The 14,475-nt window shown below is 66.4% G+C and carries 12 protein-coding genes and 2 pseudogenes; 9 read left to right on the forward strand and 5 right to left on the reverse strand.

What is annotated here, in order from left to right; translation table 11 throughout:
• A pseudogene (locus tag ABZS64_RS37680) lies at positions 1–1,521 on the reverse strand (hypothetical protein); the annotation flags it as partial.
• A 36-nt stretch (positions 1,522–1,557) separates the two neighbouring features.
• On the opposite strand from ABZS64_RS37680, the gene ABZS64_RS37685 reads away from it, so the two are divergent.
• Together ABZS64_RS37685 and ABZS64_RS37690 are read left to right on the forward strand one after the other, a co-directional pair.
• The gene (locus ABZS64_RS37685) at positions 1,558–1,902 is read left to right on the forward strand and encodes a hypothetical protein (RefSeq protein ID WP_355839481.1); all 345 of its coding nucleotides are present in this window, start codon (positions 1,558–1,560) and stop codon (positions 1,900–1,902) included.
• Positions 1,903–2,007: 105 nt separating this feature from the next.
• Positions 2,008–2,913, forward strand: coding sequence for a hypothetical protein (locus ABZS64_RS37690; RefSeq protein WP_355839483.1), 906 nt, complete (start codon positions 2,008–2,010; stop codon positions 2,911–2,913).
• A gap of 463 nt (positions 2,914–3,376) precedes the next feature.
• Here ABZS64_RS37690 and ABZS64_RS37695 read toward each other — a convergent pair whose 3' ends face one another.
• Positions 3,377–3,727: a hypothetical protein gene (locus tag ABZS64_RS37695; protein WP_355839485.1), complete on the reverse strand. Its 351-nt coding sequence runs from the start codon at positions 3,725–3,727 to the stop codon at positions 3,377–3,379.
• 280 nt (positions 3,728–4,007) lie between these two features.
• On the opposite strand from ABZS64_RS37695, the gene ABZS64_RS37700 reads away from it, so the two are divergent.
• The 4 genes from ABZS64_RS37700 to ABZS64_RS37715 all read left to right on the forward strand — a co-directional run bounded on the left by ABZS64_RS37700 (position 4,008) and on the right by ABZS64_RS37715 (position 8,307).
• The gene (locus ABZS64_RS37700) at positions 4,008–5,459 is read left to right on the forward strand and encodes an NF041680 family putative transposase (RefSeq protein WP_355839500.1); all 1,452 of its coding nucleotides are present in this window, start codon (positions 4,008–4,010) and stop codon (positions 5,457–5,459) included.
• A gap of 102 nt (positions 5,460–5,561) precedes the next feature.
• Positions 5,562–5,819 carry a hypothetical protein gene (locus ABZS64_RS37705; protein WP_355839487.1) on the forward strand — a complete coding sequence of 86 codons (258 nt, stop codon included), beginning with the start codon at positions 5,562–5,564 and terminating at the stop codon, positions 5,817–5,819.
• A 574-nt stretch (positions 5,820–6,393) separates the two neighbouring features.
• Positions 6,394–7,929 (forward strand): radical SAM protein, encoded by a 1,536-nt coding sequence (locus tag ABZS64_RS37710; protein ID WP_355839489.1) that lies wholly within the window; start codon positions 6,394–6,396, stop codon positions 7,927–7,929.
• 15 nt (positions 7,930–7,944) lie between these two features.
• Positions 7,945–8,307 (forward strand): hypothetical protein, encoded by a 363-nt coding sequence (locus ABZS64_RS37715; protein WP_355839491.1) that lies wholly within the window; start codon positions 7,945–7,947, stop codon positions 8,305–8,307.
• A gap of 51 nt (positions 8,308–8,358) precedes the next feature.
• Here ABZS64_RS37715 and ABZS64_RS37720 read toward each other — a convergent pair.
• Positions 8,359–8,553 (reverse strand): annotated as a pseudogene (locus tag ABZS64_RS37720) (IS5/IS1182 family transposase); the annotation flags it as partial.
• A 566-nt stretch (positions 8,554–9,119) separates the two neighbouring features.
• Here ABZS64_RS37720 and ABZS64_RS37725 point away from each other — a divergent pair.
• The 3 genes from ABZS64_RS37725 to ABZS64_RS37735 all read left to right on the forward strand — a co-directional run bounded on the left by ABZS64_RS37725 (position 9,120) and on the right by ABZS64_RS37735 (position 11,072).
• Positions 9,120–9,530, forward strand: a complete 411-nt coding sequence (locus ABZS64_RS37725) for a Rid family hydrolase (RefSeq protein WP_355839502.1) — start codon at positions 9,120–9,122, stop codon at positions 9,528–9,530.
• 418 nt (positions 9,531–9,948) lie between these two features.
• Positions 9,949–10,818 carry an IS5 family transposase gene (locus ABZS64_RS37730; RefSeq protein ID WP_355839493.1) on the forward strand — a complete coding sequence of 290 codons (870 nt, stop codon included), beginning with the start codon at positions 9,949–9,951 and terminating at the stop codon, positions 10,816–10,818.
• Entirely contained in the window at positions 10,815–11,072 is a 258-nt protein-coding gene (locus ABZS64_RS37735; protein WP_355839496.1) for a hypothetical protein, read from the forward strand. The genes ABZS64_RS37730 and ABZS64_RS37735 overlap by 4 nt, the downstream gene beginning before the upstream one ends.
• A gap of 765 nt (positions 11,073–11,837) precedes the next feature.
• On the opposite strand, the gene ABZS64_RS37740 is transcribed toward ABZS64_RS37735, so the two are convergent.
• Both ABZS64_RS37740 and ltrA read right to left on the reverse strand, forming a co-directional pair.
• Positions 11,838–12,047 carry a hypothetical protein gene (locus ABZS64_RS37740; RefSeq protein WP_355839504.1) on the reverse strand — a complete coding sequence of 70 codons (210 nt, stop codon included), beginning with the start codon at positions 12,045–12,047 and terminating at the stop codon, positions 11,838–11,840.
• Between the two features lie 214 nt (positions 12,048–12,261).
• Positions 12,262–13,716 (reverse strand): group II intron reverse transcriptase/maturase, encoded by a 1,455-nt coding sequence (gene ltrA, locus ABZS64_RS37745; protein ID WP_355839498.1) that lies wholly within the window; start codon positions 13,714–13,716, stop codon positions 12,262–12,264.
• Positions 13,717–14,475 lie beyond the last annotated feature (759 nt).

A 14,475-nucleotide genomic window follows, 5' to 3' on the forward strand; every position in this document is an offset into this window, starting at 1 on the left:
ACAGGCACCTGCACCACCTGCCACCGCCCCCTGCCCACAACATCCACCACCAGCCACAACCCAAGAGCCAGAACAACCTAACGGAGTCCTACTAGACACGGCAGCGTCGGTGGAATACGGACGGACCGTGATGTGCAGCGTGGGGCTATCCGCCTGCCGCCGTAGCTTTTTTCGCAGGGCCCCGCACTGCCCTTTGGGTGCACCGCGGACCAAAAGCTCGGTTTGCGTTGCGACCTCCGTGCGCCTGGCGACGCGCCCGAGCGCGCGAGCCGCCACGTCAAGTCCCTTGAGCTTCGAGTCTTCAGCCCGGCCAAAGACCAAAACCTTCCAATGGTCTCCGGGTGGAGGCTCGCGGTCCTCTATCTCCGCTGCGTCGAATCCTGGGTCGAGGTGCAGTAGTTTGGGGGCCTTCGCGGCGTAGAGGTCCGTGGCGAATCGCCCTTCGAGGCGCGGGCCCACCGCGAGTGAGGCGTGCGCCGTGCGGCCGAGTTGGACCTCGATTCGCCTTAGAAGGTCCGCACGCTCACCTGCGTCGTCCGCCCGCTTTTTGAACCACTCTATCTCGTCGGAAGCCATGTGGATGGCGTGCAGGCGCTTGGCTGCGGGGTAGTGGTCCTCGGCGAGGAGTTGGGCCGCCCTGCCGGTGATGCGCCCGTGGCCGATGATGATGTCCGGGTAGTCCTCGGCCCGCAGCGCGGGTTTGCGGTACAGGGCGTGATCTTCGGACCAGGCAGGGAGCTGCGCCGCCTCAAGGAGAGTCACACCACCTCGGCGTGCCTCATTGCGTGTCTCCAATCCCGCCTGCGGTACGAGGCAGAAGACCTTCGCGCCAGCGTCGGCTAGTGCCAGGCAGAGCCGGCGGTTGAAAGTGGAGAGCCCGCCTTTACCAGACTCCCATTCGGTCGCAACTGCGAGCACACAGGCCCGGGGCTGTGGCTGCTTGCGGTGGGCGGCCCGGCGGATCTTGGACGCGGCCCCACCTCCTGAGCCCTGGAGATAAGGACCGCCCTTCTTCAGCCATGCCTCTGAGCTGGTCGTGATGAGGATGTGGCCAGAGCCATTCCTTGAGGGGAGCCATGGACCAACCGCCTCGGGGGCGTCGGCGTCGGCGTCGGCGAGGATAACGAGCCAGCGGCGCTTCCGAAGGCGGGCAAACATGGCCTCGACGTCGCCCGGGGTACCGATACGGGTACGGGTCAGTGTGGGCGTAAATTTGCGAGCCAACAGTGTGAAGTCGTCGCGAATGTTCTCGACTTCCACCGCATCGACCCACAAGACCAGGTCGTACTGGTTGGCGAAGCGGTAGGCGTACTCCTGGGCGAGCTCCTTATTGCCCACGCCGTCCAGGCCATGCAAAGGCTGGAGAACCCGGGCCCCCTTTTCGACCAACTCCCCACGAATGTCAGTGATGAGGGCGTCGCGTCCGATGACCTTCGGGCGTGCCGCGTTGATGTTCCAAACCCGGGGTAGCTCGTCGGTCGGCAGCCGAGGTGCGCTGATCTTCGACGCCTGATCAGGCAAGGCAGGAGCGGTGCCGAGAGGTGAGGGGGCACCACCATGGTCCTTGTCCGCTGGGGCGGAGGGTGGGGTCGGCTCGCTGCCCGCGTCGCCCTGGCCGCGCTGCAGGACCTTCTCGCCACGGGCCACCGCGCCTGGTGCGAGGGCGTCGCCGACGTCCAGTCCGGCATCCGCCGGGAGGCCGCGAACCTGTCCGACGCCCAGCTCGCCGAGCGATGCTCTGCTGCGGGCGCCCCGTGGGAAGAGGGGATGACACGCCGCGAGGCCGTCTCCGCGCTCGCGTTCGCGACCTGGGATGCCGCGCCGGCCGCCATGGCCTACACGGAGCTGGCAGAGCGCGCCGCGCTCTTCGGTGTCTGCCTTCTTGGCGAGGAACTTCTGTAGCCGGTCTCGCGCTGGGCTGGACACGAACCCACCAGCTTTGGCATTATCGAACCTGTCGCGCTCAACCGGGCGCCAGCACCTTGCCGATCCTTCAAAGGGGTTGTGATGTCTCCCGCCGAGCGGCTCGTGGACACCGCGCAGATCGTGTCCGAGTTCGGCACGAGCAAGCCCCGGATCAGCGAGTGGAGCAACAACCCGGACAGCGGTTTCCCCGCGGTCGCGCACACCGAGGGCCGCAAGCGGTTCTGGCGGTACGACGAAGTCGCGGCGTTCTTCGCGCAGCGCGCACCGAAGAAGCGCACGCTGCCGGCCGCGGTACTCGAGGCCGACCAGGACGAGCTGCTGAGCAAGCGGGAGGTGGCCAAGCTCCTCGGCTACACCCGTACCTCCACCATCGACGCCTACTTCCGCGACAGGCCCGGGTACTTCCCCGAGCCCGACGAGGACATCGACGGCCCGATGTGGCGCCGCGGCACGATTGTCGCCTGGGCTACCAGCCGCCCCGGCAAGGGCCGGCGCAGCTCCGCTCCGGCCGCCGCGCTGCCCCCAGTGCCGGTCGACGGGGACCCCGACGAGATGCTCGGTACGGCCGAGGTCGCAAGTCTGTTCGGCTACGGCAGCGTCGCCTCCTTCTCCAGCGCCCTCTACCAGGGGCGCATCCCCGAGCTCCCCGAGCCGGACACCCTGGAAAGGGAGGAGGGCAGCCGCGGCGGGGCCCGCAAGAAGTGGCGCCGGGTCACCGTCGTCGCCGCCGCCCGCAAGCGCGGTGTGCTGCCGGCCGCCGGCCAGGACGAGAACGAGGACCTTGTCGGCGCCGCCGACGCGGCCCGGATCCTCGGGTACAGCAATGCCGACAGTTTCATCAGCGCGCTCGGGCACGGGCTCCTGCCCGACCTCGAGCAGCCCGACGGGTTCGAGTACCGCCGTGGCAGTGCCGGCCGACCGCGCCAGCAGCGTTGGAGACGCTCCCGCCTCGAGGAGCTGGCCGCCCGCCGGTCCTCAACGCCCTGACTACAGCGCACCGAACCGCGTTTCACGCGGGATACCGTAAGACCGCGGCCTCTGGTTTAAGGGATCGACGAACTCCCGGCGGGCCAGACGCCGCACGATGGCCGGTATGGAGAGGCCAGCCACCTCTCCGCCGCGAAGCCGCACGGCTTCGCGGCACCGGCCATCGCCGTTTCCTGAAGAAGCTGTTTCCGAACCCCAAAACGGCAGGTCACGGCGATCGGCCGAAGCGGCGGGGGAACGCAGTGCCGTTCGCAGACTGTTCCCGTGACGGAACGGCGAACGGAATGGTCGGGGCAGGTGAAACGCCTGGGGCCAAAACCTAGTCCTCCGCGGAGAACCTGGTCCAGGGGGCGACTTGGCGGCCGGGAAGACGGCTCGGAGTCAGTCTGTCCCCAGGGGACCGAGGCACACCGCCGGAGGATCGGAACGGCTTCTGAGAACCCAAGCAAAAGCTGATCGCCGTCTACTGGTAGGCCTGGTTCAGCGCCCAGATCGCCCAGACGATCACGACCAGCGGAATCACGACGGCCACGGTGCCGAGCACGACACCCGCCCGCGCCCGGAAGCGATCGGCTCCCTCCCGGCCCCGCATCCTGCGCAGAGCGACGAAGCCTGAGACGACCGCAGAGATCCCCAAGGGCACGATGGAGTACACGAGAAGAAGGCGGACCCACATCGGGACCGGGACGGGCAGCAAGGGGCAGACCATCATCGCGACGGCGACAGCGCCCAGTACAAGCGACGTCGTGCCCCGCGACTGCTGCCGCGCCGCCACCTGTGTACTCGATCCGGCCATCTGCTCAACGGAGCTCATGGTCGGGATGCTAGGCAGCAGGTACCGCGCTCCGCTTGGGCGCGAGTACCTAGGTCGTCCTGAGTAGCCCGCTGCCACCTGCCGTTTGGGGTTCAGGAACAGCTTCTGAACTTGTCGTTTATGGTCTGCCGTCGAACGAGACTCGAACTTGGTTGGCGTTTCCCCAGTTCAGCGGATGTGTGAGGGGCCGCAGTTCGATCCTGTGCTCAGCGACAACGCAGCACGGAGGGCCGGGATCGTGGGACTGGTCGAGCACAGCGTTCAACAAGACGCGTTCGCGATGATGGCGGAGTTCCGCTCGGAGCTGTACGCATGCCTGGTCTCCAGAAGCGACGCCCTGTTCGAGCTGTGCGACGCACTGCTGTGCACCGACGGGCCGGTCCGCACGCTCGTGGACCTGGCCCTCGCGCCCGAACACCGGAGGGGCCATGGCGCCTTGTACTCCGGGATCAACCAGGGCCGGATCGATGTTGCCCGGCTACGGCGTGCACTGGCCGGCGTTCCACTGCCCCGGGCTGGCGATGGCCGGCTGGTGTTGGCCGTGGACGTCTCCCCGTGGCTGCGGCCGGACGCCGACACCTCGTCGGACCGCTCCTTCCGTCACACCTTCGGCCGGGGCCTGGGCAAGCACCAGATGGTGCCCGGCTGGCCGTACTCGATCATCGCCGCTCTGGAGACCGGCCGGACTTCCTGGACCGCGCTGTTGGACGCCATCCGGTTGGAGCCCGGCGCCGATGTCGCCGCGGTCACCGCCGGACAGGTCCGCGACGTCGTCGGACGCCTGGTGGACGCCGGACAATGGCGAGTGGGCGACCCGCCCATCCTGGTCGTGCTGGACGCGGGCTACGACGCGCCCCGCATCGCCCACCTCCTGGCCGACCTCCCCGTGGAGATCCTGGGGCGGCTCCGCTCCGACCGGGTGATGCGCAAGCCCGTGCCCGTGCCATGGATCTGCCCGCCGCAGGGCGGCCGGCCGCCCAAGCACGGCGGCGAGTTCGTCTTCGGCGACCCGGCCACGTGGGGCAAGGCCTCCGCGGTCACCGTCACCAACACCGAACGGTACGGGGCGGCGACCGCGCAAGGCTGGGACCGGCTCCACCCACGACTGACTCGCCGAGCCGCATGGCTCGACCACGAGGGCCCGCTGCCGATCATCGAAGGCACCGTGATCCGGTTGACGGTCGAGAAGCTGCCCAGCGGCGGGGTGAACAAGCCCGTCTGGCTCTGGTGGTCCGGCACCGGCGCCGGCCCCGAGGACGTGGATCGGTGCTGGCAGTCCTTCCTTCGTCGCTTCGACCTGGAACACACCTTCCGGCTGCTCAAGCAGACCATCGGCTGGACCCGGCCGCGGCTGCGGGACTCAGGGGCGGCCGACCGCTGGACGTGGCTCGTCCTGGCCGCCCACACCCAGCTCCGCCTCGCCCGCCCTCTCGCACGGGACCTCCGCCGGCCGTGGGAGCGCCCGGCGGAACCGAACAGACTCACCCCCGCCCGCGTCCGACGCGGGTTCAGGAACCTACGCGCGAAGACCGGCACGCCAGCCAGTGCACCGAAACCAACCCGACCCGGCCCCGGACGCCCACTCGGCTCGAAGAACCGACAGCCCGCCACCCGCTACGAGGTGGGACTCGTCCTCGCCACGGGCGAGACCTACCGTCGGCCCGCCCACCACAAGAAGGGGACAAAACCCCGACGCAAAACCGATGCTGACCGCGATCACAGCACGGCATAGGCTGCTCGGATAGTCGCAGCTGGATCAACTGGGGGCCTCATGGAGCACAGCTCTGAGCGAGAGAACAGCGAAGGCTCGGCTTCTTCTCGGTACACCCAGGACATGCAGGAAGAACGCCACAATCTGCGCGAAGCACTGCGCTCGGATCTCCCCGCCACCCACATGGGCTTTGGCGTGACCGTCATCGCCCTCGTCGTAGTCGCCAGTTTCTCCGGCCCTCGATGGACCTTGATCATCGCCGGTGCTTTCACGGCCTGGTTCATTCTTGCCCTGACCGTGATTCACATCGGCAGCGGCCGTGGCTGGGACGCCATCCGACGGGCCTACATCGCAACGTTCGGCTGGGGCAACTGGATCTGAACGTCCCTCGCTGCCCGCCCCTCCACCGGGGCCGCACCATAAACGACAGGCTTAGGGCCTGTTGTGAAAGTGCTGGTCCAGCCACGTTGAAGTTCGCGATCAGCACTATGCCTGCCTGCGGGCAACGTGGTGCGCTCGACGTCGCATCGGCGGTGTCCGACCGGCGTGGCGCTCATCGAGAGTATCGTTTTTGCTGGTCATGGCGTGTATAGCGTGTGGTCTTCGGCTCCTCCACCCGAAGAACGGGCACCAGCATGACCACCACTTCCTCTCGCACGCAGTACGGGCCTCCGCGGCACCCCGGGGAGTACTTCCGCGTCGATCCCAACGGGCCCCAGGCACACACCGACCCGGTGGCCGTGGCTGTCCGGCATCTCGTGCCGTTCAGAGGCTGTTTCTGAAGTTCGGAGCTTGCGGTGGGCCGCCTGATACAACGGCAACGCGCGGTGGTGGTCTTCGTCCCATGCCTCTTTCGGGCTAACCGGAGATGCGTCACCTTCTTTCCTGTACGACGATTCACAGGGCCGGTTTTCACACCGCCCATCCCGTTGGCCCAGCATGAAGAGGACACGCTGTGAAGGTTTGCTTGCTGGCCCCGCCGATGATGGATGTGGTCGACGGTGCTCTACGGACGATCTCCATGGATGCCGAGCGAGAGTGTCCTCCCTACGGGGTCTACATGCTGGCCGCGGCCCTTCGCACGGCGGGGCATGAAGTCGTTCTGGTGGATCTCATCGCTCAGCAGAGCGTGGACCTCACGCCGCACGAAGTTGCTCTGAAGGGCTGCGAGCTCGTCGGCGTGGGTGCCACGTCCTTGTCGTGGCCGAGCGCGCGGGTCGTGCTGCGCCAAATCGAGCGCATGCTGCCGGCCGTCCCCGTCGTCCTCGGCGGAATTCACCCGACGATGTTCGACCGGTACGTGCTGGAGACCTCTCCGGCCACCTATGTAGTACGCGGCGAAGGTGAACGTGCGCTTCTCCAGCTGTGCGAATGCGTCGGCGCGGGCAGGTCCGTCGCGGACGTGCCGGGTCTGACTTGGCGGGCGCCGGACGGGAACATCGTGCGCAACCCAGCCTCGGCGAAGATCGACAATGAGGAGCTGGGTTCCTTTCCCCTGCCGGACTATTCGGCCCTGGCTCCGGGTGTGTACAAGGGGCTCGCGATCGAGTCGTCCCGGGGTTGTGCGTTCGACTGCTCGTTCTGCTCGACGTCGTACCGCCGGTCGTGGCGACCGATTCCGGCGGAGGAGTTCGTCGACCGACTGGTGACCGTCATGCCGCACCTGCCGCTGACCAGGTACGGCAGCACGCACATCATCGATGATGAGTTCTCGATGAATCCACGCCGGGCGGTACGCATCACCGAGCTGCTGCACGATCGCGGCATCGAGCCCTGGCTGGTCTACGACTCGCGGGCGAACGACCTCCTTTTCCCGGGGTACGTCGAAGGCATGGCGGACCTGACGTGCCAGTTCCTCGTGGGTGCCGAATGCGGCTACGACGAGGGACTCAAGAGGATCGGCAAGGGAACGACTACGGAGAAGCTGCGTCTGGCAGCGGCCAAACTCGCCAGGTTCGGCATCAGCGAGCGGGCCGACTTCTCGTTCATGCTCGGCCTGCCCTGGGAGTCGATGGACGAGATCCGTACGACGATTCGTTTCGCGGCGGGGCTGCACGCTGAGTTCGGCGTCCGGATCCTTCTCCAGTGGTACCTGCAAATTCCCGGTTCCCGGCTGTGGGAGGCAGACCGATCGGCCGGCCTGGTCAGCGAGGCGATGTACGACGACTTCGGCTTCTTCCGCGACCTATACCTGTTCCGGACTGGAGTGCGCATCACGCCGGGCGAGTTCTACGAGGTCGCAAACATGGTCGAGGGCCTCCAGCGCGCGACACGGATCCGCTACCCCGACCGGCGCATGGTCGAGTTCGCCTTTCCATCCGCCATCGCCACTTATTTCCCTCCGAGTGTCATGAATACCCATGATTCCGGCCTCGTGCGACTGCGCGAGGTGAGCCGGCCAGGCAAGCCATTCACCGATTCCGAGCCGACGCCGGTCGGCCTCGGTGTGCCTGTCGGTGTGCCCCGGCGGCATTTCGTTGGATACCAGTAGTCGAGGAGGAGCATCGTGACCAGCGAACAGCAACAGAAGAAGGTCGAATCGACCGGGTATGTGCGGCTCATCGAGCGCTCCATCAACGAGGGGCAGTTCCGGGAGCTGCTCGCATCCGATCCTGATGCAGCGCTGAAGGACATCGGCCTGTGGGTGAATGACCCGGGTGAGCGGGCGGTGATGGCCGAACGTTTGGCCGAGAGCATCAAAAGCCCGCCAGCCGCAGGCGAAGAAGTCGCTTGTACCGCCTGCTTGGTGATCGTCGGTGTGGCCATCGGTACCAACCTCTCCGAGAGCGAGATGGCCGACCGGGAGGTCTACCGCCGGGAGATTCGGGCCCGGGTCGCCAGGGTCATCGAGGGCCAATTCGAAGACTGAGCCGCTGCCGGATGCCGCGGGCCCCGGGCGCCTTCGTTTCATCAGCATGCGTCACGCTGTGGCCCGGAACGAGGCGGCGGAGCGGGGCTTTGGCTGTCGAGCACGTTTGCGTGTGAGGCGCCTGGTCATGAGGGTGATGGCTGCCCAGGTGATCAAAGTTTCGGAGTGCTGGACGAGGCGTTCGTAGTCGCGTGCGTGGCGGCGGGCGTGCATCATCCAGGCCCATGTTCGTTCGACGACCCACCTAACAGTTACGTGGAATCTGACCGCAGCGGAGATCATCTCTCTGCGGTACGACCACGGACTGAGGAGATGTGTTGGGCACGGTGGTGCTGGAGGAGAAGTGGCCGGTGCTCGGCCGGCACGAGCGGGCGGCCGGGTGGTTGCAATGAGCCAGATCTGGGCCGCTGGGGTGCAGGTCAATAGCTGGCGGGCAGCTGCTTGGCCACATCCTCTGCGATCGTCTGCCCTGAGTAGTCCGCCGACATCACCGTCGACGAACCCACCGCATATTCGAGCACAATCACGGAAGGCGCCGCGGGTTCCCGGTGAAGCCCCTTCAGTCTCACTGAACCCACGGCGGACCACCCCTACTACCGTCAGCGCAAGCGCCTCCTCGACAACCACGCCGACCGGCTCGCCGACGCCATCGACAACAACTGATCCCACGCGACGACGCATGTCAGATGCCACCGACAGAGGAACCGGCAGAGCTCAACTCGCAGCCGCCCGCCGAAAAGAGGAGGCAGGAGCCAAGCGCCCCTGCCAGGATGGCTCCGCTTCATCATGACCAGAAGGGACCGAAGATCACCGTGGGCCGTGCTATCACCTTGATTCGCTCCGACTCCCTGTCCGACGTTGCCGAGTATGCCTACGCGGCCGCGGCGCCCGCTAAAGCTCGGCTCATCTTCCTTGCCGGGGCGTGTCCGCTCAATGAGGACGGCTCCACAGCAGCGATTGGGGACTATACGGGCCAAGCAGCGAAAGCCATCGAGAACATGCAGGTTGCCCTCGCCGCCGCCGGTGCGTCGCTGCAGGATGTCATCAGCACACGGGTTCTCGTTGCATCCACCCGGAGGGAAGACCTGGTGACCGCCTGGGAAGTGGTCCGCGACTCCTTTGGCGACCACGATGTCCCCAGCACCTTGATGGGCGTTACCGTGCTCGGCTACAACGACCAGCTCGTTGAGATCGAAGCCATCGCCGCTGTCCTTGATTCGTAGTCACTCGGCCGACCCGAAACGATCGGCCACGCCGCACCGGTCACACGCCCAGCACGCCAGCTCAACTGCTCAATCTCACCTGCTCACTGCCCGGTATCCAGCCGGTGACAACAAGCCTGCCTTTGTGACAACTACCGCGCTTCGGCTCAACCGGCAGGCACCCAAGTCATTCTGAAACCCTCAGTTAGAGGTCGTTTTCATCTTGAGTGCGGTTCTCTGGGGCGGTTTGTTCTGCCCGTCGATGTGCTGCTGGTGAGGCTGTGGTGGCGGCTCTGCGCGGTGAGGCTGGCGGTGTGACGGATGGGGCGGAGGTCTGCTTGCGCCTGTCTCATTCCAGGACGCCCGAGTCTGTCCCGTGCTTCGACGCGGCAGGTTGCACGCCTGGGCGCGCGCCCCCGGACGGCGGTATGCCCAGGGCATGACGGAACGTCGTGCGTATCCAAGTGATCTGTCCGATGCGCGCTGGGAGTTGATCGAGCCGGTGCTGTCCGCCTGGCGCTTCGAACGCCGCGGTCGGGCTCTGGACTTCGGCCGGCCTCCAACGCATGACCTGCGCGAGATCATGAACGCGATCCTGTACGTGGACCGCACCGGCTGCCAGTGGGCTTATCTCCCGCATGACTTCCCGCCGCATCAGAGCGTCTACGGCTACTTCGCCAGGTGGCAAAAGGACGGTGTCTTCCCCCAGCTCAACGGTCTGCTGAGAGAGTTGGTGCGCCAGCAAGAAGGGAAGAGCCCCGAGCCCTCGGCCTGCGTGATCGACGCGCAGAGCGTCAAGACCTCCACCTCCGTCCCCGCCAAGAGCCAGGGCATCGACGCGGGCAAGAAGATCGTGGGCCGCAAACGCAGCATCATCACCGACACCCTCGGGCTGCTGCTGGCGGTGCTGGTCACCGCAGCCAGCGTCCAGGACTCCACCGCCGGGCAAACCCTCCTGGACCAGGCCGCCGCTGACCATCCTGGCATGCGCAAGGTCTGGGTCGACGGCGGCTACCGCAAGCACTTCGTCGAATACGCCGCCACCCTCGGCATCGACCTCGAAGTCGTCCAACGCGTGCCCGGCGCCAGAGGGTTTACCCCCATCCCGAAACGCTGGGCAGTCGAGCGGACCTACGGCTGGCTCATGCCTCACCGCCGCCTGGCCCGCGACTACGAAACCCACCCACACCGCTCCGAAGCCATGATCCACCTAGCCATGACCGACCTCATGACCCGCCGCCTCACCGGCGAGAACACCATCTCCTGGCGCGACCCGACACCAGCCCATGAAAGCCGTATTCAGGGATGAAACAACAGGATGAAACGACCTCTAAGGCGCCCGGACGCTACCTGGACGGCTCCGCGTTTGATTCGCCCGGGGTGGGAGATGCCCGTGATGACCTGGAGTGGACGATGCTGTACCTTCCGCCCGGAGCCAAACGGGACTTGGGCCGATTGATCACGCGGATCGATGAGGAATTCGAGCACCGCACCTTGCCGGATCCCAACTACAACGAGTGGGCGACGACGCGCTGGTGGTGGACCAGAATGCGTGATCGCTGACGGTCCCCGAGGTCGCCGCCCCTCCTTGCAATCGAACGAAGCTGTCACCCTCCGCGACCGCTCCCCAAGATCTGTGCCAGAACCCGAATCTCGCGTACACAACCACCCAACCCGCTGACTCAGCGCCAGCCTGACCAGAAGGAGGTTCGGCGAAGGTGACATGGACCGATACGGATCCATGTCACTAAAGACTTCGGGCCATTGACACCATGATCAACCATACGGAGCGCTGTGCTGTTCCTTCTCCCGCTCGCCGATCGCTGGAGTTGCCCGTGCCGGCCCTCTCCGCCCCGCCCACCGCCACGGGCCTGCTACCCGCCGCGGCCCGCCGTCGTGTGGAACAGGCCGTGGTGGACGGCGCGGTGAGCACACGCCGGCCGCCTCACTGGTGACCCGCCCGCTGCGCCGGATGCGTCACGGTCGTAGAGGCGCGCCGAGCGGTCCCGACGCGACCGGCTGATCACCCTTACGCTCGCCCCCAGGCGGGGAGCCGCGCTGTGACCCGCTGCGGTGCCGGGCCAGCGTGCCGTGCTGACCGCAGCGGATCCAGCAGACCAAAGGGGAAGACAGGGGCGATGGGGGCTTCGTACTACTGCGCCGACAGCGACAACGGCGACCCCAGCGACGACCCCTCGGAGGACGCTCTGTTCATGCTGATCAGCGACCTCAACGACTCTGAGAACACCTTCGTCGTCTCCCAGCCCGACGAGGACGACCCGCTCTGGTTCGCCTCGGCGCAGGTGCCGGTGCCGGTGTTGACCATGATCACGCCAAGGTGTTGGGGTCTTCGCCGCAGCTGGCCTCCGGGGCCGTGTCTGCGAAGTTCGGCCTCGGCTTGATCCGCGGCCGATCGCCCGCGGCGGCAAGACCGCGCCAATCGCGCACTATCTCGACATAAACGTCCACCGACAGCACGGCGACGTCCTCGACCGACGGAAACAACAACTCCTGCACCCGGAGCACGATCTCTTCCACGGCCCCGAACTGTCGGCCCAACCGCCCTGGCCACCAATCGCTTTCGGGCAACCTCCCGTGACGCCCAATGGCCCTCAGCCGTCACTCAGCGTGCACGCATCGCTGAGTAGGTCCGGAGCGCGGTGCCGGGATTGCTCCCGGTCCGTTTCTCCGGACCTCTCGCCGAACCCGCCGTGCGTCTCTCAACGCAACGGGCTCTCCACGGTTTCTGCCGTCAGACGGGGTTCGCAGGCTGCCATGGGTTAGGGATCGTGCTGGCCCGGTATCGGTAACGGCTGACCGTGACCGATGCGATCCGGAACAGCTCGACCCCGTCAGCCGCTATCGGAAGCCACCGCCCCGTGGGGGCGGTGAACTTGCGGCGGACGTCGCCCCAACTCCATCGGTGACGTGCCCGCAACATGCGGATAAGACGCCACCACACGAAGGCGTCGAGCCTGTCGAAGACATGCTTGGCGACCGCGTGCTTGAAGTAGTTGGCCCAACCGCGCATGATCTGAGTGAGTCTGATCAGCACGGTGGCGAGTTCCTGCTGCGATGTCCTGCCTGTCAGGGCACGGATCTTCGCCTTCAGCGACCGGATGGGCCGGTCGGCGATGAAGGTGTAGACGTGCCATTTGTTCGTGCCTCCTTTGCGTTTCCACTGGATGCGGAAGCCCAGGAAGTCGAATCCGTCGCTCATGTGCACGATCCGCGTCTTGGCCTGCGACAGCCGCAGACCGAGCGGCTCAAGCACACCGGCGATTTCCTCGCGCAGTGCCGCGGTGTCGGCCTCGGTGCCGTGCACCAGGACGACGAAATCGTCCGCGTAGCGGACGACACGCCACGTGGGTTGACCCTTGCGGCGCCGGTAGGCGCGTTTGCCTTCGGTGGACATCCTTCCGCCCGACTCCCATGACCCATGCAGGTGCTCATCGAGCACCGACAGGGCGATGTTCGCCAGCAGCGGGGACAAGATGCCGCCTTGCGGGGTGCCGGTCAGCGTCTCCTTGCTCTCGCCGAGTTCCGTGAGAACTCCAGCCTTGAGGAAGGCCTTGACCAGCAACAGGACACGTTTGTCCTTCACCCGGTGACGCACTCGGTCCATAAGGGCCGTGTGGTCGATCGAGTCGAAGCACGCCTCGATGTCCGCATCCAGCACCCAGCGATATCCCCGGGTACCGAAGTAGTGAATCTCGGCGATCGCGTCCTGGGCCCGCCGTCGGGGCCGGAACCCATAGGAGACCGGCTTGAAGTCGGCCTCGAAGATCGGTTCCAGCACCAGCTTCAGCGCCGCCTGAACGACCCGGTCCGCGATCGTCGGAATCCCGAGCTTGCGGACCTTCCCCGAGCCTCCCGGCTTGGGGATCATGCGTTCCCGCACCGGCAAAGGACGGAACGAGCCGTCCTTGAGGGCGGCTTGCAGGTCGTTCAGGAACCCGGGAACACCAATCGACTTCTCGACATCGATGGCAGTCAGGCCGTCGACGCCGGGAGTCCGAGCTCCCTGGTTGCCCGCGACCCGGTCGAACGCCACCAACAGCGTCGCCGGGTCGTGCACGAAGTTGAACAGGTCATCGAACCGGCGGCCGGGATCGGCCACCGTCCAACGGTGAAGCTTGGTCTGCATCTCCAGTACCCCGGCCCGAGGGCCCGGAGCTCCGCCATTCGGCGGGGCGTCTTCCGGCATTGCAGCATCCTTCCCTCCTCGATACCGCTGCCGCCCTTCCCCAAGTGGCCGGCTCTCCCGGCCTCGGAGTACTACGGCGGCTCCGCCCCGTCCCGGACCGATCGGCGGTCGATGCGCCCAGCCCCGGCAGGCTGCTGGCCGCAGACGACAGGGCGAGATTCGGGACGGTTCCCGTGTTCACTGTGGTTCGCTCGATGAAGGAGGAGCCCGATTGTGTCCCTGCGGCATCGCCACGAGTACGCCGCAGGCTTTCCTCGTGGCCTCCCGGCCAGCTTTTGTAGACCGACCCAGGAGCTGTCAGACCACCCGAAAGGATGACCTGCATACGCACCGCTTCCGGCCCAGATCCGCCAGGTTCGAGCCGGTGTCCCTTTAAGAGACGTAAAACGCCGGTTCCTCGCGTACTCCTCTCCATCACGCTTGCCGGACCCGCCCCATCTGGCAGTTCTGGGTACGTCCCGGCTTTGTCAGGGCCGCTCTCGCCCTCCCCGACATCACCCGGATCAGGCTGCCCTCAGCTTCAACCCTGCTGCTGCGACAGCGGGTTGGTGCAGGCCTTCCACCTCCACTCGAACCAACAGCGCCTCACGGCGCAAACGAAATGTGGGCCACAGCCTTGAATTTCCCCACCCGGTGCTCGGGGGATGGACAGACATGCCCACCCAGGGCCCCATGCCTACACGCGCTCGACCATGACCACCTCGAACTCCTCAAGGCTGCGCATGGTCACCCCCGTTTTCGCGACCGCTTCGCCACGGA

This window comes from Streptomyces sp. NPDC005408, from assembly GCF_040606445.1.
GTDB lineage: Bacteria > Actinomycetota > Actinomycetes > Streptomycetales > Streptomycetaceae > Streptomyces.

Bases quoted from the DNA above. Each gene is read 5' to 3' on its own strand.
- ABZS64_RS37685 (WP_355839481.1), top strand. From the start codon at position 1,558: ATGGTCCTTGTCCGCTGGGGCGGAGGGTGGGGTCGGCTCGCTGCCCGC.
- ltrA (WP_355839498.1), bottom strand. From the start codon at position 13,716: ATGCCGGAAGACGCCCCGCCGAATGGCGGAGCTCCGGGCCCTCGGGCC.
- ABZS64_RS37695 (WP_355839485.1), bottom strand. From the start codon at position 3,727: ATGAGCTCCGTTGAGCAGATGGCCGGATCGAGTACACAGGTGGCGGCG.
- ABZS64_RS37730 (WP_355839493.1), top strand. From the start codon at position 9,949: ATGACGGAACGTCGTGCGTATCCAAGTGATCTGTCCGATGCGCGCTGG.
- ABZS64_RS37735 (WP_355839496.1), top strand. From the start codon at position 10,815: ATGAAACAACAGGATGAAACGACCTCTAAGGCGCCCGGACGCTACCTG.
- ABZS64_RS37690 (WP_355839483.1), top strand. From the start codon at position 2,008: ATGTCTCCCGCCGAGCGGCTCGTGGACACCGCGCAGATCGTGTCCGAG.
- ABZS64_RS37700 (WP_355839500.1), top strand. From the start codon at position 4,008: ATGATGGCGGAGTTCCGCTCGGAGCTGTACGCATGCCTGGTCTCCAGA.
- ABZS64_RS37705 (WP_355839487.1), top strand. From the start codon at position 5,562: ATGCAGGAAGAACGCCACAATCTGCGCGAAGCACTGCGCTCGGATCTC.